Below are 12,102 nucleotides of genomic sequence, written 5' to 3' on the forward strand. Positions count from 1 at the left end.
GTGATTCGGCATGTTGCGCCGCTGGCAGCGTGAACCTCGGGTCGCAGGCAGCTGCGACCCGCGAGTGAACCCCTCCTGTGACGATTCGCGGGAGCTGCCCGACGACGGCCGCCTGCGCCTTCTCAGCTTCAACATCCAGGTCGGTATCAGCACCGAGCGCTACCGCCACTACCTGACCCGCGGTTGGCAGCACCTGCTGCCCCACGCGGGGCGGGCGACCAACCTGAAGCGGATCGGCGAACTGCTCGCCGACTACGATCTCGTCGCCCTCCAGGAAGCCGACGGCGGCAGCCTGCGTTCCGGCTACGTCAACCAGGTCGAGCACCTGGCCCAGTTGGGGGCGTTCCCCTACTGGTACCAGCAGCTCAACCGCAACCTCGGGCGTATCGCCCAGCACAGCAACGGCCTGCTCAGCCGCTGGCGGCCGACCCTGCTGGAAGATCATCCGTTGCCCGGTCCGCCGGGGCGCGGCGCGATCTTCGTGCGTTTTGGCGAAGGCGCCGACGCGCTGGTGGTAGTGATGATGCATCTCGCTCTCGGCGCTCGCACCCGCACCCGCCAGCTCGCCTATATCCGCGAGCTGATCGGCGACTACCGCCACCAGGTGCTGATGGGCGACATGAACACCCATGCCGTCGATCTTCTGGAAAACTCGCCCCTGCGCGACCTCGGCCTGATGGCGCCGCAGGTCGAGGCGACGTTTCCCAGCTGGCGGCCGCAGCGCAATCTCGACCACATCCTGCTCAGTTCCGATCTCGCTCTCGAGCGGGTCGACGTGCTCGACCAGCCGATCTCCGACCATCTGCCGGTATCGGTGGAGATTCGCCTGCCGGACAACCTGCGCGACAAGGCCTTGGTCGTGCGCGGGGATGCCGGGAGTCCGCCATGAGTCGCGACGACGTCCAGCGCTGGAAAGACAAGTACCTGGAGAACATCGAGCAGCAGGAGCGCCTGCAACGGCGCTGGGATGCCCGCATCGACCTGCTGCGTCGCGGCCTGGTGCGTAGCAGTCTGGCGGCCGAAGGCAGCGACAAGGCGGTCGACCAGTGCATGAAGGAGCTGCGCGAGATCCTCCGTCGCGACGACATGGACGCCGGCCTGTCGGGCCTGATTCCGCGCCTGGAAAAGGCCGTGCTCGACTCCGAACAACGCCGCCAGCAACGCACCCAGCAGAACATCGATGCCCTCGGCGAACTGGCCCAGCAGTTGCTGGCCCTGAACCTGCCGCGGGAACTGCGCAAGCCGCTGAAGCAGTTCGCCCGCGATATCGAGGAGCGCGCCCGGCAGTCGCGCGAGATTCCGATCCTGCTCAGCGAGCTGAGCAGGCTGCAACGCCAGGCGCTGGCCGAGCGCAAGGGCGGCGATGCCGAAGACGGTCGCCCGAGCCTGTTGCAACGCCTGTTCGGCGGCAAGGAGTCGGAAACCGCCGCGGAGCCGAGCGCATCGGTGCCGTCCGTTGTGGCGGCAAGCAATACACCGATCCAACCGGCGGCGGCCGCGCCGTCCCTGCCGGTCGCCGAGCACGACGAGGCGCCAGGCGGTCCGCCGCAGCCGTTGCCCGCCCGCACGGTCGCCGCCATCGAAAGCGCGCCAGCGGGTTGGGTCGGGGTCGCCGAGCGTGGCGAGCCGAACCAGATCCTGCTGGATGAGCCTCGGGAAATCTGGCTCGACAGCCTGCCGCTGCCGGCCGGCCTGAGCTTTAGCGAGACGCTGGAAGACGCGGGTGCGGAGTCGCCGCCCGCAGTGCCGGCGGACGTTGAAAGCGCGCCCGAAGCTCCGGCCACCCCTGTGGATAACCTCGACGGGCAGGCGGTAGACGAGGCCTACGAACTGCCGCCGCCGATACCGGAGCCCGGCTACAGCGCGGTGGCGCCGCACATCGAGGCCAGCCTGCTGCGGCTGCTCGACGGCCTGTCCCTGCCGAGCAGCCACCAGCCCCAGGCCGAGGCGCTGCGGGAGCGGATCGATGGCAGCCTGAACTGGTATGAGCTGGTGCCGGTACTCGACGACCTGGCGGTGCTGGTGCTGTCCCTGGCGGACAGTGGCCAGCGCGACTTCGAGGAATACCTGCGGCAACTCAACGAGCGCCTGGAAAGCTTCCTCGGCCACCTGGGCGACGCCCACGCCGGCTATACCGACGTGCTGGACAACGCGCGCGGCTTCGACCAATCGCTGCGTGAGCAGGTCAGTGGCCTGCAGGCCAGCGTGCAGCAGGCGACCGACCTGAACAGCCTCAAGCTGGCGGTGGACAGCCGGCTGAACGGCCTGCTCGCCTCCATGGACGAACACCAGCGCGAACAGGCCGAGCACGAACAGGAGGTGTCCGGCCGCCTGCAGGCGCTGATGGAACGGGTCAACAGCATGGAACAGGATGCCAAGGCGTTCCACAGCCACCTGGAGGACCAGCGACAGAAAGCCCTGACCGATCCGCTGACCGGGCTGCCCAACCGCGCGGCGCTCAGCGAGCGCCTGGAACAGGAGGTGGCGCGCCGGCACCGGGACGGCGGCGATCTGCTGCTGGCGGTGCTGGACATCGACCACTTCAAGCGGATCAACGACGACTTCGGCCACCTGGCCGGGGACAAGGTGCTGAAGATCATTGCCGGCGAATTGCGCAAACGGTTGCGGCAGGCCGATTTCATCGCCCGTTTCGGCGGCGAGGAGTTCGTCGTCCTGCTCCCGGCCACGTCCCTGGAAGCCGGCCGGCAACTGCTCGAACGGCTGCGCGCGGCGATCGCCGCCTGTCCGTTCCATTTCAAGGGCGAGCCCCTGAGCATCACCTGTTCCGCCGGCATCACCGCGTTCGAAGGCAACGAGGCCGGCGAAGTGGTTTTCGAGCGCGCCGACCAAGCGCTGTATCGAGCCAAGCGCGCCGGCCGGGATCGCCTGGAAGTGGCCTGAAGGGCGACCAGCGCACATTCCGGCGACTCGGGACGGGCTCGCCTGCAGGTGTTGCCGCGGCTCGCTAGAATGGTCCCGCCCGGTAGAATGACCGGCTGTCCCGCTCTGGAAACTCCCATGGATATGTTCGGCGTCGCCGTCCTGATCTTTCTGGTCACCGATCCCTTCGGCAACATCGCCGTGTTCCTCGCCGCGCTGAAAGGCGTCGCCCCCGGGCGCCGCTTGCGCGTGGCGTTTCGCGAGCTGGCCTTCGCCCTGGGCCTGCTGCTGCTCTTCCTCACCCTCGGCGAGCACATCCTCAGCGGCCTCGGCCTGTCCCGCGAGGCGACCGGGATCGCGGGTGGCATCATCCTGTTCGTGATCGCCATGCGCCTGATCTTCCCGTCGCCCCAAGGGCTGCTCGGCGAAGTGCCCGACGGCGAGCCGCTGCTGGTACCCCTGGCCACCCCGGCGGTGGCCGGGCCCTCGGCGCTGGCGATGCTGATCACCCTGCGCACCACCTTCGACGGTCCGCTGTGGGAGCTTTACCTGGCGGTGGTGCTGGCCTGGGCCGCTACTGCGCTGATCCTGCTGCAGGCGGCGTTCCTCCAGCGTTTCCTCGGCCCGCGCGGGCTGACCGCCATCGAGCGCCTGGCCGGCATGCTGCTGATCATGCTCAGCGTCGATATGCTGTTGGACAACCTGCGCAGCGTGTTGCACATCGCCGCCTGACCGCGCTGCCCATTTTTTTCGGAGTCATCATGCGTTCGTTCGTTCTACTGGCTTTCACCCTGTCGCTGCTGGCCGGCTGCTCCAGCGGCCCGCGCCTGAATACCGACTACACCTCGGCGAACCAGGACAGCCGCGTCCAGTTCATCGTCCTCCACTACACCTCCACCGATCTGCCGCATTCGCTGGGCATCCTCACCCACGGCGGCGTCAGCGCGCACTACCTGATCGGCGACGACGAGCCGGCCACCGTCTACCGCCTGGTGGATGAGAACCGCCGCGCCTGGCACGCCGGGGTCAGTGAATGGCAGGGCCGGACCTGGCTGAACGCCACCTCGATCGGCATCGAGATCGTCAACCAGGGCTATCGCGATACACCCCAGGGGCGGGTCTGGTATCCGTTCAGCGAAGCGCAGATCCAGGCGCTCATCCCCCTGCTGAAGGACATCGCCAAGCGCCACGGCATCACCCCGGACCGGATCATCGGACACAGCGATATCGCGCCGGGCCGCAAGGTCGATCCGGGTCCGCTGTTCCCCTGGAAGCGCCTCGCCGATGCCGGTCTGGTGCCCTGGCCGAAGCCCGGCGAATTGGCGCGCCGGCTCGCCGAACTGAACGGCCAGCTGCCGGATGTGCGCTGGTTCCAGCAGCAGTTGGCGCGGCACGGTTACCTGGTGCCGCAGACCGGCGAGCTGGAGAAGGACACCCGCGACGTCATCGGCGCTTTCCAGATGAAATACCGTCCGGCCCGCTTCGATGGCGAGCCGGACCTGGAAACCGCCGCGCTGCTGCTGGCGGTGCCGACTTCCTGAGGCCTGTGGAAAAGCCTGCCGGGAGCGGCCCCGGTCACACCGGCAGCAGCATGTAGAAGCGCGCGCCCTGGCCCGGTTGCGAGCGCACCGCGATGCGCCCGCCATGCAGCTGGATGATTTCCTTGCACAGCGCCAGGCCGAGGCCGGCGCCGCCCTTCTTGCGTCCGACCTGGACGAAAGGCTCGAAGATCCGTCCTTGCTGGCTGAAGGGAATGCCTTCGCCATTGTCTTCCACCGCGATCAGCACCCGGTCGCCCTGGCGCCGGGCCTGCAGGTGGATCTGCCCGCCTTCGCTGCTATGGCGCAGGGCGTTTTCCAGCAGGTTGTCGATCACCCGCTCGATCTGCAGGCGGTCGAGCTGCAGGCGCGGCAGTTCATCGCCCAGCTCCAGTTGCAGCGAGACCCGGCGGGCCTCGCCCTTGGGAGTGAAACGCTGCTGCGCCTGGGTGAGCAGGTCGACGAGGTCGCAGGAAGCCAGTTCGAGCTTCTGCATGCCGGTCTGGTAGCGCGAGAAGTTCAACAGGTCGTTGATCAGCAGGACCAGCCGCGACATCTCTTCGTCCACCGTCTGGATCAGGTCCGCTTCCCGTGACTCCGCGGGGAAGTCCAGGCGTTCGCGGAGCAGGCTGAAGGCCATCTGCATGCCGGTCACCGGCGTACGCAGTTCGTGGGAGGCGCGCAGGACGAATTCGCTGCGGACCCGTTCGAAGGCGCGCTGCTCGGTCACGTCGCGGACCACCAGCACCGCGCCGACGCTATGCCCGCCGGGATGGGTGACCGGATACAGCGACCAGGCCAGCAGGCGCGACTCGCCGGCGACGTCCACCACCAGGTCGGGCATCGCCTCGTCCTGGACTTCGCCGAGCAGGGCCTTTTCCACCGCTTCCTGGACATCGACATCGCTGAGTATTTCGTCGATCCGCTTGCCATGGGGGTCGTTGGAGACGAACAGCTGGCGGATCGCGACCGGGTTGGCGTGTTCGATGCGCCCCTGGTTGTCGAAGATCACCAGGCCGTCGTCGATGCTGTCGAGTACCGCCTGCAGGCGCCGCTCGCCGGAAAGCACCTCTTCGACGCTGGTCTTGCGGTACTGCCGCAGGGCCTCGGCCATCAGGCCGAAACGCCGGGTCAACTGGCCGACCTCGGCGACGTTGGTCATCGGCAGGGTCACGTCGAAATCGCCTTCGCCGATCCTGTCTGCCGCCCGCGCCAGGGTTTCGATCGGCGCGCCGAAGCGCCGGGCGATGCTGTGGGCGGTGACGAAACCGATCAGCAGGATGGCGACGCCCACCAGGCCAAGCAGGCCGGCGACCAGGTAGGCTCGGTGGCGGGCGCTGGTCTCGGCGTCGCTGATGCCGGCCAGCGCCAGTTGCTGCAGGTCCTGCAAGCGTAGGCGCAGGGTATTGAAGGCTTCGCTGAAGCCGTCGTTGTCGGCCATGGGCGCCTTGAGCAGCGCCGGGGTGTGCGCCTGCAGTTGCAGGTAGGCGTCGCGAACGCCATCCAGGGCGGCCTGCTCGGCGCCGTCGACGGTATTCGCCCGGCCCTGTTCCAGGACTCGTCGGAAGTCGTTTTGCGAGCGCTCCAGGGCCTGCCCGTCGGGTTTTTCGCGGAGCAGTATGACCAACTGGTCGCCGAGCAGCTGGCGCAACTGCTGGCTCACCTCGATGGTCGCGTGGTGGTGCGACATCCGTTGCTCCTGAGCGCGGCCGAGCTGCATCACGCTGAACAACCCGAGCAACAGGCCGAACAGCGAGACGGTGATCAGCGCGGAAATGCTGAGGAACAACCGGGTCCGGAGCTTCATCGGCAGCGGCATGCTCATAGGCCGTACTGCTTGCGCTTCCGGTACAGGGTCGAGGCATCGATACCGAGGGTCTTGGCGGCCTGGTCGAGGGTCGCGCTGGAGGCCATCACCGCCGTGATATGGGCTTTCTCCAGGTCTTCCAGGCTCAGCGATTCGCCGATCCGCGGCGCGCTGCTGGCAGATTGCGCAGCGCTGAAACCGAGGTGGTCGACATCCACCCGTTCCTGGTTGCAGATGATGCTGGCGCGCTCGATCACGTTGCGTAGCTCGCGTACGTTGCCCGGCCAGGGGTATTGCCGCATGGCCTCGCGGGCGGCTTCGCTGAAGCCGCGGGCGGGGCGGCCGTAGTCCTTGACGAAGCGGGCGAGGAAACGTTCGGCCAGGCCGAGGATATCCTCGGCGCGTTCGCGCAGGGGAGGCAGGTTGAGCACGATCACGTTGAGGCGGTAGAGCAGGTCCTCGCGGAACTGGCCCTGGGCGACCATCGCGCCCAGGTCGCGGTTGGTCGCGGCAAGGATGCGCACGTCGGCGCGGCGGGTCACCGGATCGCCGACGCGTTCGTATTCCTTGTCCTGGATGAAGCGCAGCAGCTTGGGTTGCAAGGTCAGCGGGAAGTCGCCGATCTCGTCGAGGAACAGGGTGCCGCCGTCAGCCTGGCTGACCCTGCCCAGGGTGCTTTCGGTGGCACCGGTGAAGGCGCCGCGACTGTGCCCGAACAGTTCGCTTTCCATCAGTTCGGCGGTCAGCGACGGGCAGTTGATGGTGACCTGGGGCTTCTTCGCGCGTTTGCTCCAGGTGTGGATGGCGCGTGCCAGTTCGCCCTTGCCGGAGCCGGATTCGCCGAGGATGAGGATGTTGGCGTCGGTCGCCGCGACCTGGCGCGCGGTCTCCAGTACCGCGGCCATGGCCGGGCTGTGCGATTCCAGGCCGTCGCCCTGGCGGCGCACTTCGTCCTCCAGGGCCTCCAGGCGCGCGGTCAGTTGGCGCACCTCCAGTTGCTTGGCGGCGGCCAGGCGCAGTTGGTCCGGGCTGCAGGGCTTGACCAGGTAATCCACCGCGCCGGCCTGCATGGCGTCGACCGCGGTATCCACCGCCGAATGCGCGGTGACGATCACCACGCGCATCCATGGCGCCTGGACGCGCATCTGGGCGAGAACGTCGAGCCCGTTGTCTTCGCCCAGGCGCAGGTCGAGGAAGCACAGGTCGAATACCTGGCGCTGCAACAGGGCCTCCGCCTGCGGCGCGCTGCTGGCGGTGGCCACGCTGTAGCCTTCGTCTTCGAGGCAATAACGGAAAGTGCGCAGGATCGCCGACTCGTCATCGACCAGCAGGATGCGCCCCTGTTTTTCGGAAGTGGTTTCCATCGTTGCTTTTTATCCTCTAGGGAATTCACTGCCATTCGGCTTCTGGGTTAGTCCCCGGAAAGCCCATGCAAGTTGCAGAGCGCCCCGCCGCCCATCCGGGCGGCGTGCAACCTGCCGATGTTGCTGTTCTTGGGTTTTCGGGAAGCCGTGGCGGCTCCACGGATGGCTCCGGGTAGCAGGTGCCGGGTCGCTTCCCTGTTGCATGTGACAGCGTACCGCGCCGATCGTGCAAAACGCCCGGAATAATTTGTCGCGTCGTGCAGGATGAACTGCGCAGACTACCTGGGTTGTTTTATAACTTATTGAATTAAAAGTATTTTTTATTTTTTAGAAAGGCTGGCATGGGGCGTGCAATGAGGTAGTCACGGTCTCCCTGAAGAAAAAATGGACACAGGCCGGTTCGCTACCCCGATGGGCCCGGCCCCGAGGCGGTACCGACAGTTCCGAAGGCACACAGGAGAAAACATCATGCTTAGTTGGGCTATCACCTTTCTGATCATCGCCATCATCGCTGCCGTCCTCGGGTTTGGTGGCATCGCAGGTGCCGCCACCGGAATCGCGAAGATCCTCTTCGTGCTGTTCCTGGTGCTCTTCGTGGTCTCGTTCTTCTTCGGACGCCGTCGCGGCTAGCCGGATGCCAAGGAGAAAGCGATGCGACTCATGCGTAACCTGATGAACGCACTGCTGCTCGGTGCCGCCGCCAGTTCGCTGGCGGTGGCGGCCGACAGGGACGGCGAATACCGCTTGAACGAATTGCAGAGCACCGATGCCGGATACCGCAAGGCCTGGCAGAACCTGGTGGAAGACGAGAGCCGCTTGCCCGACTGGGTGATGAATCTCTCGGGAACCGCTACGCCGATGCATGCCGTCGACGACCAGGGCGACAAGTATCTGGTCGGCGGTCTCTGCGAGAAGTCCGATTGCAAGGGCCAGCGCCTGCTGGTCGCCTTCGATTGGGACAAGAGTCATGCCTACGGGCTCTACGTGCAGGTGCCCGAAGGGCTGCCGCAGGACAAGTCGCCGAGCAAGCACGCCAGCTTCCGCTGGCTGGGCAAGCCGGAGCCGGCGGTACAGAAGATCCTCGACGAACAACTCAAGGCCGATCCGAACTGGTACTGAGGCGGAACGGGCTTGCGTGACACCGCCCCGCCCGCAGCGGGGCATGGCCAGGGGACCGGGATGCGCTGGGTGAGGTCGATCCGGCGGGTGCCAGGGGTACAGGGAGTACCTCCTTCGGGGTCGGGCCAGGCGAAAACGCGCCGGAGGGGAGCCACCGATGTCTCGCTGCCTTCCGGCGCGCTTCTATATATAGAAGGGGTACGACGCTCCGCCGTCCGGCGGAGCGTCGACTTCCGCACCGATACTCCGCGAACTTCCCTGATATCGATCAATGCTTATGGATGGCTGAGTCGTTTTACAATCGACCACCCGCGCGTTCCGAGGCGCCCTCCCAGAAGGGCTTTACCGCGCGGTTATCCACAGAGTGCCGCTTATCCACAGCCGGCGATGGCGTGCCGGACGGCGTTGCGTGTCCTGCGACCATCCATCGCAGCGATGATGAGCGACTTTCAACTTCCCAGGATGGGCACGAGGCTCCCGGGCCTTGCACGGAGTGCCTTCCGCTCCCTGTTCTTGTACGAAAATCAAGGGCAATTTCCTGTGGGACGGACGTTTCATTAGTGATTTCTCATGCCGATTCGGCATGGGGCAGTCACTTACGGCATTAGACGGGGTAGGGGAGCGCATGAATCATTGCGCCCTTTCGCCTGTCGGGAGCGACTCTCCCGTTGGAGCGACTCCCGACTTCCACAAGAATTAAGGGTGACGAAACATGGGTAAAGCCAAGCTAAGCCTCGCCTGGCAGATCGTGATCGGTCTGGCACTCGGTATCGCCGTCGGCGCAGTGCTCAACCATTTCAGCGCCGAAAAGGCCTGGTGGATCGCCAACGTGCTGCAACCGGCCGGCGACATCTTCATCCGTCTGATCAAGATGATCGTGGTGCCGATCGTGATTTCCTCGCTGGTGGTCGGCATCGCCGGCGTCGGCGACGCGAAGAAGCTTGGCCGCATCGGCCTGAAGACCATCATCTACTTCGAGATCGTCACCACCGTCGCCATCGTCGTCGGCCTGCTGCTGGCCAACCTGTTCCAGCCCGGCACCGGCATCGACATGAGCACCCTGGGTACCGTGGACATTTCCCAGTACCAGAAGACCACCCAGGAAGTGCAGCATGACCATGCGTTCATCGCGACCATCCTCAACCTGATTCCCTCCAACGTCTTCGCCGCCATCGCCCGTGGCGAGATGCTGCCGATCATCTTCTTCTCGGTGATGTTCGGCCTCGGCCTGTCGAGCCTGCCCAACGACCTGCGCGAGCCGCTGGTGAAGGTGTTCCAGGGCGTTTCCGAGACCATGTTCAAGGTCACCCACATGATCATGAAGTACGCCCCTATCGGTGTCTTCGCCCTGATCGCGGTGACCGTCGCCAACTTCGGCTTCGCCTCGCTGCTGCCGCTGGCCAAGCTGGTGATCCTGGTCTACGTGGCCATCGTCTTCTTCGCCCTGGTGGTGCTGGGCCTGATCGCGCGGATGTTCGGCTTCTCGATCATGCGCCTGATCCGCATCTTCAAGGACGACCTGGTCCTCGCCTATTCCACCGCCAGCTCGGAAACCGTGCTGCCGCGCATCATCGAGAAAATGGAAGCCTACGGCGCGCCGAAGGCGATCAGCAGCTTCGTGGTGCCCACCGGCTACTCCTTCAACCTCGATGGTTCGACCCTGTACCAGAGCATCGCGGCGATCTTCATCGCGCAGCTCTACGGCATCGACCTGTCCATCGGCCAGCAGATCATGCTGGTGCTGACCCTGATGGTGACCTCCAAGGGTATCGCCGGCGTGCCGGGCGTGTCCTTCGTGGTGCTGCTCGCCACCCTGGGCAGCGTCGGCATCCCGCTCGAGGGCCTGGCCTTCATCGCCGGCGTGGACCGCATCATGGACATGGCGCGTACCGCCCTCAACGTGATCGGCAATGCCCTCGCGGTGCTGGTCATCTCCAAGTGGGAAGGCATGTACGACGCGGCCAAGGGCCAGCGCTACTGGGATTCGCTGCCGCACCTGCGGCAGGCGGTCGGCGAAGCCAAGGGCAAGCAGGCCACCCTCGAATAAGGCGGCTTCCCGCCCAGGAGGCCCCGGCATCGTCCGGGGCCTCGGCGTTTCTGGCGCCGGCACCGCCTGCGCCGCTATCATCCGCGCAACGCGGGGGATTCTGAATGCTGAACGGCTTGTGGTTGGGTTTTTTCCTGGTGGCGGCGGCGAGCGCGCTGGCGCGCTGGTTGATCGGCGGCGATGCGACGGTGTTCGCGGCGATGGTGGAGAGCCTGTTCGCCATGGCCAAGCTGGCGGTCGAGGTGATGGTCCTGCTGTTCGGCACCCTGACGCTCTGGCTCGGCTTCCTGCGCATCGCCGAGAAGGCCGGTCTGGTGGAGCGCCTGGCGGTGCTGCTCGGTCCGCTGTTCCGTCGGCTGATGCCGGAAGTGCCGCCGGGGCATCCGGCGATCGGCCTGATCACCCTGAACTTCGCCGCCAATGGCCTGGGCCTGGACAACGCCGCCACGCCGATCGGCCTGAAGGCGATGAAGGCGCTGCAGGAACTCAATCCCAGCAGCACCACCGCGAGCAATGCGCAGATCCTCTTCCTGGTGCTCAACGCCTCGTCCCTGACCCTGCTGCCGGTGACCATCTTCATGTACCGCGCGCAGCAGGGCGCGGCCGATCCGACCCTGGTATTCCTGCCGATCCTCCTGGCCACCAGCGCCTCGACCCTGGCCGGCCTGCTGTCGGTGGCGCTGATGCAGCGCCTGCGCCTGTGGGACCCGGTGGTGCTGGCCTACCTGATCCCCGGCGCGTTGCTGCTGGCCGGCTTCATGGCGGTGCTCGGCACGCTCTCGGCCACCGCGCTGGCGCAGCTGTCCTCGCTGCTGGGCAACCTGACGCTGTTCAGCCTGATCGTGCTGTTCCTGATCGTCGGCGCGCTGAAGAAGGTGCCGGTCTACGAGAGCTTCGTGGAGGGGGCGAAGGAAGGTTTCGACGTTGCCAGGAACCTGTTGCCCTACCTGGTCGCGATGCTTTGCGCGGTTGGCGTGCTGCGCGCCTCCGGGGCGCTGGAAGTGGTACTCGGCGGGATACGCTGGGCGGTCGAGGGGCTGGGCTGGGACAGCCGCTTCGTCGAGGCGTTGCCCACCGCGCTGGTCAAGCCGTTCTCCGGCAGCGCGGCGCGGGCGATGCTGCTGGAGACCATGCAGACCCACGGCGTCGACAGTTTCCCGGCGCTGGTCGCCGCCACCGTGCAGGGCAGCACCGAGACCACCTTCTACGTGCTCGCCGTCTATTTCGGCTCGGTCGGCCTGCAGCGCGCGCGCCACGCGGTGGGCTGCGCGCTGACCGCGGACCTGGCCGGGGTCATCGCCTCCATCGGCGTGTGCTACTGGTTCTTCGCCTGAGGTCGCCAGGCTT

Annotated in this window: 10 protein-coding genes; 8 read left to right on the forward strand and 2 right to left on the reverse strand. The window is 66.2% G+C overall.

The features are described from left to right. Window positions 1-10 precede the first annotated feature (10 nt). The 4 genes from FOC67_RS26415 (at window position 11) to ampDh2 (ending at window position 4,421) form a co-directional block, all read left to right on the forward strand. Window positions 11-889, forward strand: coding sequence for an endonuclease/exonuclease/phosphatase family protein (locus FOC67_RS26415; RefSeq protein WP_003096975.1), 879 nt, complete (start codon window positions 11-13; stop codon window positions 887-889). Then, window positions 886-2,901 (forward strand): diguanylate cyclase DgcP, encoded by a 2,016-nt coding sequence (dgcP, locus tag FOC67_RS26420; protein ID WP_009316027.1) that lies wholly within the window; start codon window positions 886-888, stop codon window positions 2,899-2,901. The genes FOC67_RS26415 and dgcP overlap by 4 nt, the downstream gene beginning before the upstream one ends. A gap of 117 nt (window positions 2,902-3,018) precedes the next feature. Then, a complete protein-coding gene (locus FOC67_RS26425) occupies window positions 3,019-3,612 on the forward strand; it encodes a MarC family protein (RefSeq protein ID WP_003102836.1) in 594 nt (197 codons plus the stop codon). Between the two features lie 29 nt (window positions 3,613-3,641). Next, window positions 3,642-4,421, forward strand: a complete 780-nt coding sequence (ampDh2, locus tag FOC67_RS26430; RefSeq protein WP_003096970.1) for an N-acetylmuramoyl-L-alanine amidase AmpDh2 — start codon at window positions 3,642-3,644, stop codon at window positions 4,419-4,421. Between the two features lie 34 nt (window positions 4,422-4,455). Here ampDh2 and FOC67_RS26435 read toward each other — a convergent pair whose 3' ends face one another. Next, window positions 4,456-6,243: a KinB sensor domain-containing domain gene (locus FOC67_RS26435; protein WP_003096967.1), complete on the reverse strand. Its 1,788-nt coding sequence runs from the start codon at window positions 6,241-6,243 to the stop codon at window positions 4,456-4,458. Further along, a complete protein-coding gene (gene algB, locus FOC67_RS26440) occupies window positions 6,240-7,589 on the reverse strand; it encodes a sigma-54-dependent response regulator transcription factor AlgB (RefSeq protein WP_003096964.1) in 1,350 nt (449 codons plus the stop codon). Before algB ends, FOC67_RS26435 begins: the two co-directional genes overlap by 4 nt. A gap of 468 nt (window positions 7,590-8,057) precedes the next feature. Here algB and FOC67_RS26445 point away from each other — a divergent pair, with 468 nt between their 5' ends. From FOC67_RS26445 to FOC67_RS26460, 4 genes are all read left to right on the forward strand, one after another. Beyond that, entirely contained in the window at window positions 8,058-8,219 is a 162-nt protein-coding gene (locus FOC67_RS26445; RefSeq protein WP_003096961.1) for a DUF1328 domain-containing protein, read from the forward strand. A 21-nt stretch (window positions 8,220-8,240) separates the two neighbouring features. Then, window positions 8,241-8,708, forward strand: coding sequence for an inhibitor of vertebrate lysozyme family protein (locus tag FOC67_RS26450; RefSeq protein WP_003114119.1), 468 nt, complete (start codon window positions 8,241-8,243; stop codon window positions 8,706-8,708). A gap of 712 nt (window positions 8,709-9,420) precedes the next feature. Continuing rightward, complete coding sequence (gltP, locus tag FOC67_RS26455) at window positions 9,421-10,755, forward strand: glutamate/aspartate:proton symporter GltP (RefSeq protein WP_003096956.1); 1,335 nt, start codon at window positions 9,421-9,423, stop codon at window positions 10,753-10,755. A gap of 104 nt (window positions 10,756-10,859) precedes the next feature. Continuing rightward, a complete protein-coding gene (locus FOC67_RS26460; protein ID WP_003096953.1) occupies window positions 10,860-12,089 on the forward strand; it encodes a nucleoside recognition domain-containing protein in 1,230 nt (409 codons plus the stop codon). The last annotated feature ends 13 nt before the right edge of the window (window positions 12,090-12,102 follow it).

The sequence above is a fragment of the Pseudomonas sp. FDAARGOS_761 genome (assembly GCF_013343155.1).
Classification (GTDB): Bacteria; Pseudomonadota; Gammaproteobacteria; order Pseudomonadales; family Pseudomonadaceae; genus Pseudomonas; species Pseudomonas aeruginosa.

Excerpts from the sequence above, each read along its gene's own strand:
- ampDh2 (WP_003096970.1), top strand. The coding sequence starts at position 3,642 with ATGCGTTCGTTCGTTCTACTGGCTTTCACCCTGTCGCTGCTGGCCGGC.
- FOC67_RS26445 (WP_003096961.1), top strand. The coding sequence starts at position 8,058 with ATGCTTAGTTGGGCTATCACCTTTCTGATCATCGCCATCATCGCTGCC.
- FOC67_RS26415 (WP_003096975.1), top strand. The coding sequence starts at position 11 with ATGTTGCGCCGCTGGCAGCGTGAACCTCGGGTCGCAGGCAGCTGCGAC.
- FOC67_RS26435 (WP_003096967.1), bottom strand. The coding sequence starts at position 6,243 with ATGAGCATGCCGCTGCCGATGAAGCTCCGGACCCGGTTGTTCCTCAGC.
- FOC67_RS26460 (WP_003096953.1), top strand. The coding sequence starts at position 10,860 with ATGCTGAACGGCTTGTGGTTGGGTTTTTTCCTGGTGGCGGCGGCGAGC.
- FOC67_RS26450 (WP_003114119.1), top strand. The coding sequence starts at position 8,241 with ATGCGACTCATGCGTAACCTGATGAACGCACTGCTGCTCGGTGCCGCC.
- FOC67_RS26425 (WP_003102836.1), top strand. The coding sequence starts at position 3,019 with ATGGATATGTTCGGCGTCGCCGTCCTGATCTTTCTGGTCACCGATCCC.
- algB (WP_003096964.1), bottom strand. The coding sequence starts at position 7,589 with ATGGAAACCACTTCCGAAAAACAGGGGCGCATCCTGCTGGTCGATGAC.
- gltP (WP_003096956.1), top strand. The coding sequence starts at position 9,421 with ATGGGTAAAGCCAAGCTAAGCCTCGCCTGGCAGATCGTGATCGGTCTG.
- dgcP (WP_009316027.1), top strand. The coding sequence starts at position 886 with ATGAGTCGCGACGACGTCCAGCGCTGGAAAGACAAGTACCTGGAGAAC.